Genomic DNA, 18,329 nt, shown 5'->3' on the forward strand with positions numbered 1-18,329 from the left:
AGAATCCGCGATGGTTTCTGCTTTCGCACGTGTTATTTGGTGCCATACAAATGTTTGAAAATCTTGGACAGTCGGAGAGTATCGATGGCATTGATCAGCAATTGGTCAATGAACTTGCACAAAACACGTCAGACAATATCCGTGCGCTGCGCAAGCACGAACGCTACGAGATCACACTCGGGCTTGTTGCACAGCCGGGCCAGATGAGTTGTCCGAATCAGTTAAATGTTTCGGGACACACTGTTGACATCTCGAACGGTGGTTGTATGGCTGTCTTCCAGCGTCCGCTGGCTGTCGGAGATGTGTACCGTGTGAGTGTTGATCCAGCCGATGGCGATTTCCCGTTGATCTTTGCACGTTGTGTACGAGTGAGGTTGTTGCGGGAGGACGCGTTCGAGGTTGGATTCTCATTCCTGACACGGATCGACGTGAACGAAGCAATCAAGGGGAATGGAGGCGCGAGCTGAATGACTGGCGCCGCGATCCAGCAGACAGGCAATCCACGTGCTGAGACGCCTGATTTTTCTCGCGCAAAGGATATCTTTGCACAGATTGTATCTGTTGCGCAGTCGGCTCCATCGACGACAGACTTTGTGCGTTTGGTCTTTCGCGCCGTTGCATCTAACTACAAAGCTGTTTATGCAGTAATGCACGTCGAGGTCGCGGGGCGAGTGGTCAGCGATGATTGCCACACCGGTACACAAGACCCAGCACTCTGGAAAACGAAGACATCGCAGTTCCTGACTCAGGCTCAGGTGCTGTCAAAGCCGAAAGCCAAGCTGTTTGAGGCAAAGGATGTTTCGGTTCGGATCGCGTTGCTGTCGTGTCCGATTGCAGATGGCGAAGGAAAAACGATTGGTGCAATCGCGATGGTTGTGCCATGCAAGACCCGCGAGGATGCGCATGAGCAACTTGCTGAGTTTCGGGCTTGTACCAGTGCAATGTCGGCTGGCATTGGTCTGCTTACGCTGCGTCAGCATCAGCAACCCGCAAGCGCTCAGACAAACGATATCAGTGGCAACATCGGAACGCTTGCAACAGTGTCACAGCGTAAGGGTCTGCACGAACTCGCGTTCGCGATAACGAACACACTGCGATCCAAGTTAGGATGTGAGCAGGTAGCGCTTGGTCGAGTGCATGGCAAGAGAGCACGCTTGCTCTCGATTTCGGGGTTTGATAAGCTGTCTCGGAGAAGTCCGGGGGTTGCTGCAGTTGCTGACGCAATGGAAGAGTGCCTCGATCATGGTTCGACGGTTGTGTGCCAGTCAACCAGGGATGCAAAGGATCCACTCGATTCTGATTTTCGGATCCATCGCGCATGGCAGGCAGAAGCGCAGGGAGCCACTGTTGCTTCTATTCCTCTTGCGACACCGACTGGCATTGAAGCTGTCATTTCGATTCGGCTGATGCCCGGCAAGCAGTTCTCGAAGGACGAACTTGCCGCTATCGAGAAGGCTGTCGAGCCATACGCGCTTGCTATTGGGCTTGTTGATCGGGCGACTCGATCTCTAGTTGGGCATGCCGTTGCTTCAGCGCATCACACCGCACGCGACTTTGTCAATCCGGCGTCAGCTGCACGACGCCTTGGATGTATCGCATGCTGTCTCGGCGCATACTGGTTTGCAACCGCGAGCATTCCTTTCCGTGTGACTGTGCCTGCAGTGGTGACGCCGGCAACGATGCAGCACATGGTCGCGCCATTTGACGCACCTGTTGCTGAGATCTTTGTTGGTGCAGGAGATAAGGTAACGCAGGGCCAGCTGCTTTGCAAACTTGATACGAGGATGATAGAGATCCAGCGTGCTGAAGCCGATGCAAATCTCAAATCTGTTTCCATGCAGGCGGACATCGCAAGAGCAGCAGGTGAGCTGGCACGCGCCGAACAACTCAGTGCGGATATCGGCGTGCAGGAAGCACGACGAGCGATGTTTGATGCGCAGCTTGAAGCCGCGTCGGTGCGATCGCCGGTCGATGGTGTGGTGATGATCGATACCGTTTCGGATCACATTGGGCAGATGCTTGCGGTTGGTGCGCCGATGTTCCAGATCGCTCCAACAGATTCGATGCGTATCGAGCTGGAGGTTGCTGAGTCGGTTGCAGCTCGTATCCACACGGCAAAGACAGCCCAGTTCTCGAGCAGTGCGATGCCCGAAGAGCACTACGCGATGGCAATCAATCACCGACTGCCCATGGCAGAGGTGCGCAATGGCAGGACTGTGTTCGTGTCATATGCCGAGATCGAAGATGGTGCAGTGGATTGGTTGCGGCCGGGAATGAAGGGTGTTGCGAGAGTTGATGCTGGCGAACGCAAAGCGTGGTGGGTCGTACTGCGCAAGGCGATCGACTTTGCAAACATGAGGTTGTGGTTATGACACAACCGGACACAACACAATCGGCGCAAACACTGGCGGACAAGCTGAAGTCTGTGCATGTCGGTCTGCGCCAGGATCTGGAAGTGTCGCGGCATGTTTTCCGGGATGGTGTCCGGTATGTGATTCGGGACCCGATCAGCTTTGATACGCACAGTTTTACTGCTGAAGACTACCGAGTTGTTGTGAGTCTTCGTCAGCAGAAGCCCCTTGGTGAGATATTCGATGCGCTCGTTGCTTCTGGAGACCTGGCTGCGGATCGCGAGGAGGCGTTTTACGGATTTGTTCTTTCGGTGCATCGGCTCGGGTTCTTGTCGTTGCCTATCTCGGACGACAAGGGGTTGTACCAACGGTATGAACGCAAGCAGGCAGCTCAGCGAAAATCGTTGCGTTGGGCGTTTATGTCATGGCAGATGCCGTTGTGGAATCCAGATCGATTTCTGGGCAGCACAATAAGGTACACGGGTTGGCTGTTCACGAGGTGGGCACTCTTTGCGTGGATCATTCTCATGTGCGCTGCTGGAAGTGTTGCAGCGGCGCGCTGGAGTGATCTCTCAAGCTCGATCACCCACATCTTTGCTGCCGAGCAGCTTGTCGGCATGTGGTTTGTGCTGATTGTCTTGAAGGTGTTCCACGAACTGGGGCACGCATACGCATGCAAAAAGTTCGGCGGGCGGGTGCCGGAGATCGGCGCCTATTTCATTATGATGACACCATGCGCCTACATGGATGCGTCCGCGTCGTGGGGCTTCAAACATCGATGGCAGCGTATTGTTGTCACTCTCGGCGGGATGTACATTGAGTCGATCATTGCTGCGATCGCGCTGTTCGTATGGGCATCCACCGAGCCATCAGTGATGAATGCGATGGCGTACCAGATTCTTCTCCTGTCAAGTGTGGTGACAATCGCTTTCAATATCAATCCGTTGATGCGGTTCGACGGTTACTTCCTGTTGTGTGATCTGATTGGCATGCCAAATCTGCGTGCACAGGCAAGCCGCACTGTGTCGGCAGTGTGCAACCGAATGTTCCTGGGCATTCGCACGCCATGCCCCGACGTAAAATGGGGAGGAAAAATCGCACTCTTCACATACGGAATCAGTTCCGCAATCTACAAGACATCTCTCGTGCTCGGCATTGCCTCAATGATTGCGATGAAGTTCTTCCTCGTCGGTGTTGCAGTTGCTGGTGTCTACTTTTCCAAGGCTGTGGGTGGCTTTGTATTCAAGGTGACACGATTTCTCTGGTTTTCTCCGGATACCGCGCCGGTGCGGGGTCGGGCAATCGCGCTCAGTTGCGTCATATTGGTTGCAGTGCCAGCCGTTGTTGCGTTTGTGCCGGTGCCGGGATCGATCAACGCGCTCGGCATTGTGGCATACGAGCACGAGCATGTCCTGACAGTCCGTGAGCCTGGGTTCCTGGATGATGTCGTTGTTTGGCCAGGCGACACTGTGGAGCAAGGTCAACCTGTTGCACAGTTGAGCAACCCGATGGTTGCGATTCGTCTGACGAGTGCTGCAAGCGCACTCGTGTCAGCTGACACCGAGATTCGCATGCTCCGAAGAGAGCCGAAGAGTGAGGCGTCCGATGCGCAATCCCATGCACGCTTTGAGTTGTTGCAGTCAAAGTACAACCTTGCGTCGCAGCGTCAGCACGACCTGAGTGTGAGTTCAGCAAATGCCGGACGGATTGTTAAGGTTGTGGATTCGACACATATTGGCAGCTACCTACAACAGGGAACGGAGTTGGCGAGAGTCGGTTCCGGCAGAGTGCGGGTTGAAGTGCTGATCGACGAACGAGAGCTTACAGATGCCCGCATCGCGGTTGGAGACAGTGTTGAGTGCCGCTCAAGACTCATGCCAGAGCAGTTGATTCACGGCGTCATCGAATCTGTCGCGTCCATTGGGTCAAATCTGGTTGAGCAGAAAGGTTTGACAACGCACGCTGGCGGACCCATCCCTGTTGATCCTTCGTCGGGACGTTCGGATCGAGCGTGGTATTGTGTCGTTGTGTCACTCCAGCCAGCCGATCTTCAGATGCTTCCAACAGATCAATGGATTGGATCTCACGTTGTGGTCCGTTTCCCTGCTCGGGAAACAACGCTTGGATGGCGGGTACTGCGGCGCATTCTGCACTTCAAGAACAAGCTGGAAACGAACGAGTAAATGACCAATAACGTAGTGAAAAAGCCCGCTATAGTCCTATAATCAAATTAACTTCACTGCATTGTGGAATTCTTGTATGAACCCGATCGAGTTTGATGTATACTCACGCTGATACCGAAGTTACGTGTACTTGCCTGCAGATGTGTCTAGGCCTGTACACAAAGCTTGAGAGACAGAGAGGAACTCGTGATGAAGATTTCAAAGAGTCTGATTGTTCTTGTTGCAGGTGTTGCAGCAACATGTGCACATGCTGACACTATCGCCACCTTTGCAGATCCCGCACTGAATGGCACAACGCCGCTCTTCTCGTATGATGCCGGCGCAGGCATGCTCTCTGGTTCGTGGGCTGGCACTGGTCTGACACTGCAGACACCCGGTCTTTCTGCTCCTGACTACACAAACGTGACATTCTCGATGTCCGCGGCTGCGGTCAGCGGCTCACTCCCGCTTGCATCAATCGGTGCAGGCCAAATCGACTTCTTCGATAACACCAGCGCACTCATCATGAGTGTTTCGTGGGATGCAGCTTCGCTCACAAGCTTCGGCTTTGGTGCGAGCCAGTTCGCAGCACAGAACGTTTCGTTCTCAGGCCCCGCGATCCCCATCGGCTTTACAGATCAGTCGTTCGCGTTCTCATTTGCGAACGTCATCAACAATCCGACCAACGGCAGCTTCACAGCAACAGCTTCATTCACGTCCTCAGCAACGATCCCAGCACCGGGTGCACTCGCATTGATCGGCATGGGTGGACTGGTTGCAGGCCGTCGTCGTCGATAAGTCTCTCTCAAACCTCTCGATTCATACACAGACACACGAGCGGCTGCTCGTGTGTTTTTTTCAATATTGTGTTGGGTGTTACCTGCGCTTGCGCTGCTTGAACCTTCCGGGAGCGCTACTTCTGGTTGATTTGCGTGCTGCAAATCCGGGCGCACCCTTCAGCCCGGGAGCAAGCCCCGCGAGCCCATCCGCTCCAAGTCCCTTGACCGCGTCAACCTTGTCACGTGCACTCATGGATGCCATCTCTTTTGAGAGTTTGGACATCATCTGAAACTGTTTGACGAGCTTGCCAACATCATCCTGTTTCGATCCAGACCCGTGCGCGATACGTCTGCGGCGGGAGTTATTGATGATCTCCGGCTTTGCACGCTCCTGCTTCGTCATTGACTGGATGATCGCTTCGATCTGGTTGAGCTGATCATCCTCAATATGCACGTCTTTCAGCATTGAGCCGACACCCGGGAGCATGCCGAGGATCTGCTTCACGGGACCCATACGACGGAGCGTGCGAAGCTGCTTGAGGAAATCGTCCATGGTCATCTGACCCTTGGCCATCTTCTCTTCGAGCTTCTTGGCTTCCTCCTCGTCGACCTCCTGCTGGGCTTTCTCAACAAGCGAGACAACATCGCCCATACCGAGGATGCGTCCAGCGATGCGCTCGGGATGGAACTCTTCAATTGCGTCGAGTTTCTCACCTGTACCAATGAATCTGATTGATGCACCGGTGACGCTCTTGACGGACATCGCAGCACCGCCGCGGGCATCAGAATCAAACTTGGAGACAATCACGCCATCGACTTCGAGCCGATCGTGGAACGCCTTTGCGCTGGTGACCGCGTCCTGACCGGTCATCGCGTCGATCACGAGGAAGATCTGGTGCGGCTGGAGGACTTTGTTGACCTGTCCCAGTTCACTCATCAGTTCGTCGTCGATATGGAGACGACCAGCTGTATCGAGGATGAGCGTGTCGATGCCCTTCCTGCGGGCTTCTGAGAGCGCTCGCTGGCACACGCCAACAGCAACGCCCTTTGCCTTGCCATACTCGGTGCACTTGTCTGGCTCAGCATAGAAATGCACCTGTGATGGGCCTGACATCTCGTTGGCAGATTGCGCAACGAGTTCCAACTGCTCAACAGCCGCAGGGCGCTGAAGATCAGCAGCGCAAAGCATGACCGACCGGCCTTGTTTCTTCAAATACGCAGCGAGCTTGCCGCAGGAGGTCGTCTTGCCCGATCCCTGCAGTCCGCACATCATGACGATGGTGGGGCCAGGGCTGACCCTGAGAATGCCCGAGGTGGTACCCTCGTCGCCGAGAAACTCGACCAGACGTTTGTGGACAAGCGCGATGAACTCGTCGCCCGGATTGACCTTTTTGGTGACATCCTGACCAACGGCATCGTTCATGACGACGCGGGTGAACGACTCGACGACGTCGAGGTTCACGTCGGCATCGATCAGGGCTGAGCGGACTTCCTCAACCGCCTCGCGGAGATTCCGCTCGGTCATGGTGCCCTTGCCGGTGAGGCGTTTGTAGGCTGATTGGAATCCTTCGGTGAGACGATCGAACATGCAGACTCCGGCGTGAGAGCTGGCCCCAATGGAGAGGCAGCAGCAGGCTGACAGGCTCGGCAGCGATTCTGCCGGTTGTCAGTTTATGGGCCGAAGCTCGCGGGTAGTAGTCACCAACCCGGAAAATGACATCGCCGGGCTGATTCACAGGAATCGGCACGGTGCGTCATGTCTTGGTTGTTGTATGTATTGGTGCAATGGGGTGCTTCGTGCTGGTGGGCAACTCAGCAAAGGGCAAGGAAGCTCAGCATGGTCAGAACGAGCATCTTGTGGCGATTGGCGGTCATGGCGAACATCGTGGTCATACTCTCTCTCCGTATCTCTCGTGATGTTGTCTGCAGGAGTGCTGCTGATGTGGAAGATGCAACGCCCGTGCCAGAGATGGTCTCTCACCAGTGAATATGCCACGAACTGCGCAAAAAACACGCTCTGGCGTGCCAGCATCATGCAAGGCGGTTCCGTTTGTAACGGTTGGTTGCAAAGATGCATCGCCACCCGTTGCTGCGCGGCAACGTTGATGCATTTGGGCATCGCGATTGCGATGTGTCTGGTCCACACTCCCCGCGCACACGCTCAAGGGGTCGAACTTACACCGGCGTCCGCAATAACTGCATTCAACACAAGTCTGGAGTGGATCAACACCAGACCATTTCCAATGGACCCGGGGGAGGGGTTGCCGGACGTGGCTGCAGCATTTGTGACGATCCGCTCGCGAGGCGAGATTGTCGGACGTTTTACCGTGACCAACGAGAGTGGCGCCCTTGGTCCAAAGGCCACGCACTCTGCTGTGCAGAAAGCGTGGCAGCGCGCCAATCTTCACATGCCGCTGGAAGAGAGCTTGCTTGCGACGGGAGATGAGGCAAACAAAGCTCGCGAACTCACAATATCGATGGAGTTGACAGACAATCTTGTCCCGTTTGCGCCGACGGAGGATTGGATCGATCTTGTCGCTCCGATGACACCGCCAGGACACGATGGAGTCGCGGTGCGAGTCGGTGATCGCGTCTTCGCGATGTTCCCTGGCGAGATGGTGCAGACAGGGATCGACCCGATGGGAGCGTGGAGGACACGGCTTGCTGACGCGATCGGTCAACGCATGTTCAAGGCCGATCACCAGTTGCGATCACCAAAGGATCTTGCTGACAACGAAGGTGTGTCGTTCTACCGATTCCAGACACTTCAGCTTGCCCAACTGGAGCCGGAAGGACAGCCAGTCTTTTTGCATCGTCTTGGGAGCGTTGTGCAGTCGAAGCAGTTCGGGATGAGCGATGTGCCCCGCTGGGCAAGCGTGATGGCGCAGCAGATGATTCGTCGTCGCTGGCCGGGGCAGGAGCCATACGGTATCGGCGGTGATTTTCTCCCACAGTTTGGCACGTTCTCAAAGGAGAATCCCATCGCAGATCCAGTATCTGCTGCAATGGCTGCGCTCGCGCTGCGACGATTTTCTGAAACACCCGGTGTTGATCGCGGTGTTGCTGCGGACGCACGGATGTTCGCAACGGACATCCTTGTGTCACTGGCAGAGGTTGGTCCAGGGGAGATTGATCCAGCTTCCTCACCTATCAGTGCTGCGGCAGTTGTGATTGCATTGACCGAGCCGGTTGAACGCAGTTCTGGTGCTTCAACAACACTTGATGCGTTATTGATGAAAATGGCATCAGTTGTGGTTGCCGCTATGAGTACGGATGGTGCGATCGTTGATGATGTTCCACACGAGCATCATGCGATGATCGCATGGGCGATGGTCCGACTCAGTAGGCACGAGTCAGGGCTTGTGACGAAGGCTCAAGCAACGAAAGCAGTGCAGGGTGTGATGCTCGATGCAGGGTTTGAGCAGCAGGTAGCACACTGGCCGTGGATCGGCTGGGCTGCGATCGAACTTGCGGGTGAAGATGACAACATCATTGGAAAACTTGCGTTGGTCGAGACACGCCATCGCATCTGGGAGTACCAGTTGCGTCTGGCAGATCTAGCACAGCGCGATGTCGATCTCGCGGGCGGTATTGTGTTTATTCGTTCTTCAAGCCCCATCCCAACATGGAACACCGCGCGTCCGATGGCATTGATCGCGACAATGCTTGGTGATTCGCGTCTGACCACTATTCTGGATACAGATCAGAAGATGACAACGGAGTTTGCATCGGAGATGTCTCGTCTGCAGCAGTCAATCAGGTTTCTGCGCCAGCTCACTGCCGACGAGATCGTGGTGCATCGGTACATGCTGCCATCGCGTGCGCTCGGAGGTGTTCGTTCAGCGGTGTGGGATGACACGATGCCGCTCTCCGCGCAGGCACTTGTGCTTCTGACAGCGTGCGAAACACAGCGCAGCATGAATCGTGTTGCAGCTCTTCTGGCAGCACCAGAACAACCAGCTGTTGAGCGATAGGACGAAACAGGATGCAGAACAGAGCCTGTCGGTTGGTCGCGATGGTTGTACCCTGAAACCGGTCTGTCTGAACCTGCTTGAAAAGCCATATTTCGTGTACTTCATTTGGTATAAAACAACGCCCGATCGGGCATGATTTTCGATTGTTTTTTTCTCGCCGAAACGTCCCAATTTGCCTATCATTCCTGCTCGCACGTTGCCCCGGTTTCGGAGCCCCACACTCGGTGTGATTGCGAGTGCACACTTCGAGGCGATGCATGGCTGACAACGACAATCTGACTCCTGAAACGAACGATGATCAGCAAGACGAATCGACGCTGCCAGTGGACGGTCGCGTGGTCGATATTGAGATCGAAACAGAGCTTCAGGACTCCTATCTCACCTACGCGATGAGCACGATCATGGATCGCGCGCTGCCCGATGTGCGCGACGGCCTGAAGCCATCACAACGGCGCATTCTCGTTGCGATGAACGATCTGAATTTGCGCCCAAATCGCAAGCACATCAAGTGCGCGAAGATCTGTGGCGATACCAGCGGCAACTACCATCCGCACGGCGAGAGTGTCATCTACCCAACCATGGTGAACATGGCCCAGACGTGGCGTGCCCGTGTCCCGATCGTCGATCCGCAGGGGAACTTTGGCTCGATCGATGGTGATCCGCCCGCTGCGATGCGTTACACCGAGGCGCGTCTGACCCATGCGGCGCTCGACATGCTGTCCGACCTGAAACTCGGCACGGTCGATTTTCAGCCGAACTACGACGATCGCCTGATGGAGCCGACAGTGCTCCCCGGCAAGTTTCCACAACTGCTGGTCAATGGCTCGGTGGGTATTGCTGTGGGTATGGCGACGAGTCTTGCGCCACACAACCCGACCGAGGTGTTCGACTCGATCGTTCGTGTGATTGAAGATCCCGATATCACGCCAGATCAGTTGATGCAGGACGTGCTTGACGATGATGGTGTGATCAAGTTCCACGGGATCAAGGGGCCAGACTTCCCGACCGGTGGCGTGATCGCGGGTCGTCGTGGGATAGTCGATGCGTACCTGTCCGGTCGCGGCAAGGTCACGATGCGCGGCGAGTGCCATGTCGAACAGCAGGCGAATGGTCGCGAGCAGATCGTGATCGACGCGATCCCGTACATGCTCAACCAGAGCACCCTTGTCGAGAAAATCGTCGAAGCGGTCAAGGAAGAACGCATCAAGGACATCTCCGATGTGCGCAATGAGTCTGGTCGTGAGGCGCAGTCCCGCATCGTGATCGAACTGAAGAAGGGTGCCGACGCGACGGTCGTCGAGAACCAGCTCTACCAGTTCACGCCGTTGCAGCAGACGTTCAGCATCCACAACATCGCGTTGGTGAACCGCCGTCCTCGCACGCTGAGCCTACGTGAGATGATCGACTGCTACATCGGTCATCGCGTGGATGTGATCCGCAGGCGAACCGCGTATCTGCTTCAGGAAGCGAAGCGCAAAGCCCACGTTCTGGAAGGTCTGATCTACGCGGTTGTTGATATTGATGAGGTCATCAAGCTGATCAGGTCGTCCCGCACACGCGAAGAGGCGATTGGCAAACTAATGGCGCGCCGGTTCCGAATCCAGTCGAGCCATCCCGCGGCATCAACTATCCCGCAGCGCCTGATCGATCACGTAGCAAAGTTTGAGAACGATGGTGGCGTGCCATTGACGCGCGTGCAGGCTGAACAGATCGGGTCCATGCGTCTGATCCAGCTTGTTGGTCTTGAGGTCGAGCGTCTCGTGAACGAGTACCGCGAGATTGTCGCGCAGATCGAGGAGTATGAGTCGATCCTCGCAGATCACAAACGCGTGCTCGCGTTGATTGTGGATGACTGCGTCGAGATGCGTGGTCGTTACAACTCGCCGCGTGTGACACGCATTGAGGATGCTGCTGGTGACATTGACATTGAAGCTCTTATCCAGGAGGGTGATGTCACTGTGACGATCTCGCACCAGGGATACGCCAAGCGCGTGCCTTTGGACACCTACCGCACGCAGGGGCGTGGCGGCAAGGGGATCATTGCGTCGGACTCCAAGGACGAGGACTTCATCGAGCACGTCTTTGTCGCGAGCACGCACGATTCGCTGTTGTGTTTTACAGACACCGGTCGTGTGTTCAAGATGAAGGTCTACGAACTGCCCGAGATGTCGCGCACGAGCAAGGGCAGGCCGATCGTGAACCTGATCGAGCTCCGCGCGGGCGAGAAGGTGCGCGCGTTCCTTGCGATCCGTGACTTTGAGAGCGGCTCGAACTTCCTGACGTTTGTGTCGAGGTCGGGCATTGTCAAACGCACCGCGCTGAAGGAGTATCGCAACGTTAATCGTTCCGGCCTGATTGCGGTGGGGGTGAAGGACGACGACGCGATCCTTGATGTTGTGCTCACAACAGGTGTTGACGATCTGATGCTCATCTCTGCGAAGGGGATGGCGATCCGGTTCAGCGAGCAGGATGTCCGTCTGATGGGTCGCCCCGCGGCTGGTGTGAAGGGCATGGATCTTGGCAATGACGACGAGATCGTTGGTGTTGTTGTGGTCCCGATGGTGCCTGATGACGATTGCGACATGATGACATCGCAGTCAGAGATCGATGCGGGCCTCAGCCTGCTCACTATCACCGAAAATGGGTACGGTAAGCGCACGCCGGTGGATGAATATCGCGTCCAGCCCGAGTCCGGCAAGCCTCGCAGTCAGAGCCGAGGCGGCAAGGGGCGTGCGGACATTAAGTCGTCGGCGCGGAACGGACGATCGGCAGCAGCGCTAGGCGTGCATGATACCGATGATGTTGTTGTCATCACCCGGGGTGGGCAGCTCGTGCGTATGGCAGCATCAACCATCAGCCAGATCGGTCGCGGCACGCAGGGGGTCCGTGTCGTCTCGATGAAGAAGGGCGACGATTCGGTGATTGCTGCAGCTCGGGTGCGTGAAGATGCGGATGAAGAATCAGATGCCAATGCCGAATCGAACACATCGGATGAATGAGCCGTACAGGCAGTGAACGCACTGCACGCGGGAAGTTGTCATCCCTCGCCACGAGAAGGTAGACTACAGCTATGCCGACGAACTGGTCAGACGACATTGTGGTTGTTGAGCTTGAGGACGAGCCGTCATTGTCTGATGAGCTCTCATCTGTTGCCGATCGTCTCAAAGCAGAACCGAACAGGCATGTCGTGCTCGACTGCTCGCGCGTGACGTACTTGAACAGCTCGAACATCGGACAGCTTCTGAAGCTGCGAAAGATCCTGATGGATGCCGGGCAGCAGATGCGCCTGTGTGGCGTAACTGATGCCGTGTGGACGCTCATGCTCGCGACAGGCCTTGACAAGGTGTTTGTGTTTGCGCCGGATCCATTGACAGCATTGGCTGGATTGCAACTTGAAGGGGCGAGTGAGTGACAGGCGCGATCCCGGCACTGCTCGTCATTGCCACGGTTGCGTTCGTCATCGTTCGTGTCGGCGCTCGTGCTCTGATGAAGACAGGTCTGAGCGAAACCGTTGCAAACTTTCAGGCCTCCAGCGCGTTCTTCGGTGTTGGGTTTACGACGAGGGAATCAGAACTCGCTCTTGCGAATCCCGCTCGAAGGCGGATTATCCTGCATCTGATCATTGCTGGAAACGTTGGGCTTACAACCACATTGACGACGCTGGTTATCGCGTTTCTCGGCAGAAGTTCCGAGATGTCTGCTGCGACCAAGATCGCGATTATTCTTGGCGGATCCGTTGTGTTCTTTCTTGTGGTCAGATCAAAACTGGTCAATCGCGGGCTTGACGCGTTTATCAACATCACACTCGATCGGTTTCACGTGACAGAAACACCCGACTACGAGATGCTGATTCGAACGCACTCCGGGTTTGAGATTGGTGAGTTGACGGTTGAGCCTGAATCACCTCTCGTGCAGCGTTCACTCTTTGAGTTGGGACTCGGCAGGCGTGGAGTGGTGGTTCTTGGCGTGACACGAGAGAATGGGGAATATATTGGCGTTCCTGTGGGTGATACAAGGCTCAGGTCCGGTGACACCATGCTTGTGTACGGTCTTGAAAGAGATCTCCAGCAGACACGGGGCGCCAAGTCGCTTGAAGATCTGCCGCCGGTCGTCGGAAGCTCGAACCTGAAACTTACCCCCGAAGATGCACTCGAGCATCATGAATCGAACCCCGGTCATATTGAGAGTCCAGCGCAGGGAAGCGAACACGCATCATGACAATGGCATCAACGGAAACAACCGAATCACCCTCGACTTTGCAGTCAATCATTCCTGCACCAGACGGGTTATATGGCGAGCCGGTGGTCGAGTTTCGTGACGTAAAAAAAACATACTACTTTCCCGATGGTTCCGTGATGGTGCGTGCGCTCAATGGAGTCCACGTGACAATCCGGAAGGGCGAATACGTTGCAATTATGGGCGCATCGGGATCGGGCAAGTCGACATTCATGAACATCCTTGGCTGTCTCGATAAACCAGATGCGAAGGATGGAGGCAACTACCTGCTTGATCAACGTGATGTTGCTGGCATGGACGACGAAGAACTCTCAGCGTTCCGCGGGCAGCGCGTCGGATTCGTGTTCCAGGCGTTCAACCTGATCTCTGAGTTGACCATCGTTGAAAATGTTGAAGTGCCGCTCTTCTATCAGGGGGTAAAACCGCATCTCCGCAGGCAGCGTGCGCTTGGATCGCTCGAGCGCGTGGGGCTTGGTGACCGAATCGGTCACAGACCGAAGGAACTGTCCGGCGGGCAGCAGCAGCGCGTTGCGATTGCGAGAGCACTCGTGTCTGATCCCGTGATGCTGCTTGCTGATGAACCGACTGGAAACCTGGATTCCAAGACTGGCGAGGCAATCCTGTCCATGTTTGAGCAGTTGCACAATGAGGGCATGACGATCGTGATGGTGACCCACGACGACGCCGTGGCGGATCGGTGCGAGCGTGTGGTCCGTCTTCATGATGGCAAGGTGGAGTCAGACCGCTGGTACAGGTCCAGAAAAACCACCCTGTAGGACCTCTCCCTTGTAGCTTGGCAGGATAGAGGGGTATGGTGTGTTCGGGCATCCTGTAGACACTTCCTATACTCGCCTGACATGAGCACGTTTTACCAACTCGACTTTGAGCGTCCAATCACAGAACTTGATGCGCAGATAGAGCGTCTGCAGTCCGGCGGAGATCCAATCCCACCGGGCGTTGCTCCGTTCGCGATGGAGGATGCGCCGTCGATAGAATCGTTGCGCGCACAGCGCGAGAAGATGCTCGCTGATCTCTACAAGCAACTGAGCCCGTGGGATACTGTGCGTGTGGCTCGCCATCCAGCACGGCCGCAGGGACGCGATTACATCGAACGCATGTGCCGGGACTTTTGTGAGTTGCACGGCGATCGTCGGTTTGGTGATGACCCCGCTATCGTGACAGGATTTGGTCGTATTGGTGCGCATAAGTGCCTTGTTGTTGCACACCACAAGGGCCGATCGACGAAGGAAAAACTGGCATGCCACTTCGGCTGCGCTCACCCGGAGGGGTATCGCAAGGCGCTTGCGAAGATGCAACTCGCAGAGAAGTTCGGCACGCCGATCGTAACGTTGGTTGACACACCCGGTGCCTATCCCGGACTCGGTGCCGAAGAACGTGGGCAGGCAGAAGCGATCGCTGTGAATCTGCGCGAGATGAGTAGATTGCGCGTGCCGATTGTGAGTGTGGTGATCGGTGAGGGCGGTTCGGGCGGTGCGCTTGGCATCGCGGTCGCAAATCGTGTCGCAATGCTCAAGCACTCGTGGTACTCGGTGATCTCGCCTGAGGGATGCGCTGCGATCCTTTGGAAGCAGGCCAACGAACAGACAAATGCTGCTGCAGCACAGGCGCTGCAACTGACAGCAAGCGACAATCTGCGACTTGGGATTGTTGATGCTGTCGTGGAAGAGCCCGTTGGCGGAGCCCATCGTGATCCTGAGAGTGCTGCGCGAATGCTCGGTGACTGGATCTCGTTGCAACTTGATGAACTCGAAGATATCGATCAGGAAACATTGCTCCAGCAGCGGTACGACAGGTTCAGAGCGATGGGAGCCTATCACGAGCGGGCTGAGATCGCAGTACCGAGCGAGCCAGTTGAGGTCGTCACAAACCAAACCAATGCACAGGTTGAAGCAAAGACTGTGGAGTGACGCTCTGTCCCCTGCTGACAGTTGATTGCACAGATTGGACTCTGCTTTGACAGGTGTGAGGTCTGTCTCTACCCTTGGCAACTCTGTGTGATCGTAAGTTCCGATAATATTAACGCCAAAGGATTGTTGCTTGGCGAAGAAGACCACAACCGCTGCAAAGAAGAAGGCGACAGCATCGCCTTCGGCATCGCGCGCGAAGAAAGCAACTCCAAAGAAAGCTCCGACAAAGAAAACACCTGCAAAGAAGACTGCTACAAAGACGAAGGTCGCAACAAAGAAGTCCACTGAGAAGAAACCAGCGTCATCAGCTAGCAAGACGCCAGGCTCGTCAACATCAAAGACGACAAAGAAATCGGCTCCAACGAAAACATCAACAAAGAAAGTTGTTTCAAAGAAGAAGCCGTCTCCGGCGAAAGGTTCTTCAGACGAGGTGGAGAACACAACGCCAAAGAAGACAACCTCAAAGTCGAGCAAGCCGGCCAAGTCATCTGCAAGCGCGAAGACGGTGAAGGAAGTGGCGAAACCAGCGCCAAAGACCAAGGCTGCTCAGCCGAAGCCCGAAAAAGCTCCCGCGAAGAAGACTTCATCGAAGGATGCAAAGACACAATCTCCCAAGGCAGATACGGCAACCTCCAACGGTGAAGTTGAAGCATCAAAGAAGCCGCCAACCAAGAAAGATGCGCAGCGATCACTCATCGAGCGGATGCTCCCAACTGGCGGCCTTCTATCAGGATCGATTCGTAGAGCACCTCTGATTGCTTCCGGTCCGAAGGCGAAGAAGGCCGCAGCCGACGAGTCAGTCGATGATCGACCTGTTATCAAGAAGACCCCCTTCAAGAAGAAGGAACTCGCAGATTTCAAGCTACTTTTACTGCAGAAGCGGAGCGAGTTGCTCGGAAATGTGACGAACATGGAGCGCGAGGCGTTGCAGTCGTTTGGTGGCGGCACATCAAACACGCCACAGCACATGGCAGAGCAGGGTTCCGATGCGTCCGAACAATCCCTTTCGCTTGATCTTGCAGCACATGAGCGCGGACTTATCAAAGAGATTGATGAGGCTCTGGAGCGCCTCGAAGCGGGAACGTATGGCATCTGCGTCATGACTGGGAAGCCGATCAGGCTTGAACGCCTTCACGAACTTCCGTGGGCGAAGTACTCTATTGAGGCGGCGCGCATGCTTGATGCGCAGCGTTACGGATCGCGATGAGCACCGACGCGAGCAGGCTAAAGAACACGACAAAGGAGCAATCGGCACCATTGCCATCTGTGCGCACGAACGCATCCTGGCGCGCAGCATGTGTTGTGCTGCTGGTCGCAACGTTGTTTGCACTTGTCACAGATCTTGTGAGCAAGTCGATTGCGTTCAGCCAGATTGCAGACACACCAGTGACGATCAGCCGTGCGCAGGTGCTCGAGCAGAATGCGCAAGGCGAGCACCATCTCGGCATGCTCTTGCCGGCCCATGACCCTGTGGTGGTGCTGCCCGGCTTGCTTGAACTCAAACTTGTGCTGAACCCCGGCGCGGTCTTCGGTATCGGTGCGGGGAAGCGCGCATTCTTTGTCGTGTTCACCTTTGTTGCCCTTGCGTTTGGTTTGTGGGCATTCCGAGCTTGGACAACGCCTCGGAACAGGCTAGCCCATATCGCGATTGGGTTGATTCTCGGTGGTGGACTCGGGAATTTGTACGATAGAGTTTTGTTTGGGTGTGTTCGGGATTTTATTCATCCCTTGCCTAGCAGAATGATGCCGTTCGGATGGAAGAACCCGTTTGCAGGTTCAACCGAGATCTGGCCGTACGTATCCAATCTCGCCGATCTGTGGCTATTGATAGGGATTGGCCTGCTGATGTGGCACCTGCTGCGGCATCCTTCCGCAGGGCACACACACAAAGCAGCATGAACCAGAGGGGATCCCGTCTGGCCCTGTGGACGTATAACCTTGTGCAGAGCTGGATTTCGTTCCAGTTGTGGACTCGACACGTGGGGAATGCACTATGAACCGATCGAGCAACAAATCAGGTACTGTTACGCGCGCGTTCACCATCATGGAGATGATGGTGGTGCTGGGGATCATGGCGATTCTGATGGCAATCGGCATCACTGCTGGATCACAGATCTTCGCTTCATCGAAGGAACGTCTGACACAACAGACACTCGCCGCACTTGATCGTTCATTGACTGAGTACATCAGCGTTGAGGGGAGAATACCAGAGCCCGTGTACATCTATGCAAAGCCGAAGGACTCCGGGTCAAATCCGTGGAACTCACCAAACGACTTCCGATGGATTCCTGTTGCGGACGCGGTGACAGATGAAGCGCCGTATTCACCGCATGAGACGATCAACTCTGTCGGGTGGTACTTAAAGCAGATTGAGCAGATCGAGTCGGCGATGGAGCCGATTCGTGCCCTCCCGGAGAAAGTGTTTACATCCGTCGAGTTTCACTCAACCGATGACATGGAAGGCGATAACTTTCCCCAGTATGACGAAGCGATGCCGGAGCAGTCTGAGCCACACCCCTTGCCGACGGTGCTTGATGCGTGGGGAAACCCGATTCGGTATGTACATCCTGCATTTCAGGGCGTGATCTACGGGAACTATCCCAATGTGGGTGGGAATGTTGCTTCCTTTGTTCCCCTGCGGGATGATCCAACAACAGCAAATGTTGAGGGTGTTCTGATTATTCCTTCATCGATTCATGACGGTGCAGGACGACCGCCGACGCCTGTGCCAGAAGCATTTACAGACATTCGCAGAAGCCCAACGCAGGGCGATGCTGATGGTGGGCTTTGCACAAACAACAGACCATATTTCTACTCGTGCGGTCCCGATGGTGATCCTTCAACAGTTGATGACAACGTATACCTTGTCCGGCCGAACGGATTCCAGAACTGATCCAAA

The 18,329-nt window shown here is 55.5% G+C and carries 15 protein-coding genes; 14 read left to right on the forward strand and 1 reads right to left on the reverse strand.

The window, feature by feature from the left end; genetic code table 11:
- Positions 1-50: 50 nt before the first annotated feature.
- From H6815_11750 to H6815_11765, 4 genes are all read left to right on the forward strand, one after another.
- A complete protein-coding gene (locus H6815_11750; GenBank protein MCB9861113.1) occupies positions 51-467 on the forward strand; it encodes a PilZ domain-containing protein in 417 nt (138 codons plus the stop codon).
- The gene (locus tag H6815_11755) at positions 468-2,372 is read left to right on the forward strand and encodes an efflux RND transporter periplasmic adaptor subunit (GenBank protein ID MCB9861114.1); all 1,905 of its coding nucleotides are present in this window, start codon (positions 468-470) and stop codon (positions 2,370-2,372) included.
- The gene (locus H6815_11760; GenBank protein MCB9861115.1) at positions 2,369-4,534 is read left to right on the forward strand and encodes an efflux RND transporter periplasmic adaptor subunit; all 2,166 of its coding nucleotides are present in this window, start codon (positions 2,369-2,371) and stop codon (positions 4,532-4,534) included. The genes H6815_11755 and H6815_11760 overlap by 4 nt, the downstream gene beginning before the upstream one ends.
- 189 nt (positions 4,535-4,723) lie before the next feature.
- On the forward strand, positions 4,724-5,311 hold the full coding sequence (locus H6815_11765) for a hypothetical protein (protein ID MCB9861116.1): 588 nt from the start codon (positions 4,724-4,726) through the stop codon (positions 5,309-5,311).
- Positions 5,312-5,389: 78 nt separating this feature from the next.
- On the opposite strand, the gene ffh is transcribed toward H6815_11765, so the two are convergent.
- Positions 5,390-6,880, reverse strand: coding sequence for a signal recognition particle protein (gene ffh, locus H6815_11770; GenBank protein ID MCB9861117.1), 1,491 nt, complete (start codon positions 6,878-6,880; stop codon positions 5,390-5,392).
- Between the two features lie 161 nt (positions 6,881-7,041).
- On the opposite strand from ffh, the gene H6815_11775 reads away from it, so the two are divergent.
- From H6815_11775 to H6815_11820, 10 genes are all read left to right on the forward strand, one after another.
- Complete coding sequence (locus H6815_11775) at positions 7,042-7,209, forward strand: hypothetical protein (GenBank protein ID MCB9861118.1); 168 nt, start codon at positions 7,042-7,044, stop codon at positions 7,207-7,209.
- Between the two features lie 326 nt (positions 7,210-7,535).
- On the forward strand, positions 7,536-9,266 hold the full coding sequence (locus H6815_11780) for a hypothetical protein (protein ID MCB9861119.1): 1,731 nt from the start codon (positions 7,536-7,538) through the stop codon (positions 9,264-9,266).
- A gap of 257 nt (positions 9,267-9,523) precedes the next feature.
- Positions 9,524-12,265 (forward strand): DNA gyrase subunit A, encoded by a 2,742-nt coding sequence (gene gyrA / locus H6815_11785; GenBank protein MCB9861120.1) that lies wholly within the window; start codon positions 9,524-9,526, stop codon positions 12,263-12,265.
- A 71-nt stretch (positions 12,266-12,336) separates the two neighbouring features.
- Positions 12,337-12,678 carry an STAS domain-containing protein gene (locus H6815_11790; protein MCB9861121.1) on the forward strand — a complete coding sequence of 114 codons (342 nt, stop codon included), beginning with the start codon at positions 12,337-12,339 and terminating at the stop codon, positions 12,676-12,678.
- Entirely contained in the window at positions 12,675-13,484 is an 810-nt protein-coding gene (locus tag H6815_11795) for a TrkA C-terminal domain-containing protein (GenBank protein MCB9861122.1), read from the forward strand. Before H6815_11790 ends, H6815_11795 begins: the two co-directional genes overlap by 4 nt.
- A gap of 2 nt (positions 13,485-13,486) precedes the next feature.
- Positions 13,487-14,278: an ABC transporter ATP-binding protein gene (locus tag H6815_11800; GenBank protein MCB9861123.1), complete on the forward strand. Its 792-nt coding sequence runs from the start codon at positions 13,487-13,489 to the stop codon at positions 14,276-14,278.
- A gap of 81 nt (positions 14,279-14,359) precedes the next feature.
- On the forward strand, positions 14,360-15,430 hold the full coding sequence (locus H6815_11805; protein ID MCB9861124.1) for an acetyl-CoA carboxylase carboxyltransferase subunit alpha: 1,071 nt from the start codon (positions 14,360-14,362) through the stop codon (positions 15,428-15,430).
- A 130-nt stretch (positions 15,431-15,560) separates the two neighbouring features.
- Entirely contained in the window at positions 15,561-16,637 is a 1,077-nt protein-coding gene (locus tag H6815_11810) for a hypothetical protein (protein ID MCB9861125.1), read from the forward strand.
- Positions 16,634-17,329 (forward strand): signal peptidase II, encoded by a 696-nt coding sequence (locus tag H6815_11815; protein ID MCB9861126.1) that lies wholly within the window; start codon positions 16,634-16,636, stop codon positions 17,327-17,329. Before H6815_11810 ends, H6815_11815 begins: the two co-directional genes overlap by 4 nt.
- Before the next feature lie 94 nt (positions 17,330-17,423).
- Positions 17,424-18,323, forward strand: coding sequence for a type II secretion system protein (locus H6815_11820; GenBank protein MCB9861127.1), 900 nt, complete (start codon positions 17,424-17,426; stop codon positions 18,321-18,323).
- The last annotated feature ends 6 nt before the right edge of the window (positions 18,324-18,329 follow it).

It is taken from the genome of Phycisphaeraceae bacterium, from assembly GCA_020639155.1.
Lineage (GTDB): Bacteria > Planctomycetota > Phycisphaerae > Phycisphaerales > UBA1924 > JACKHF01.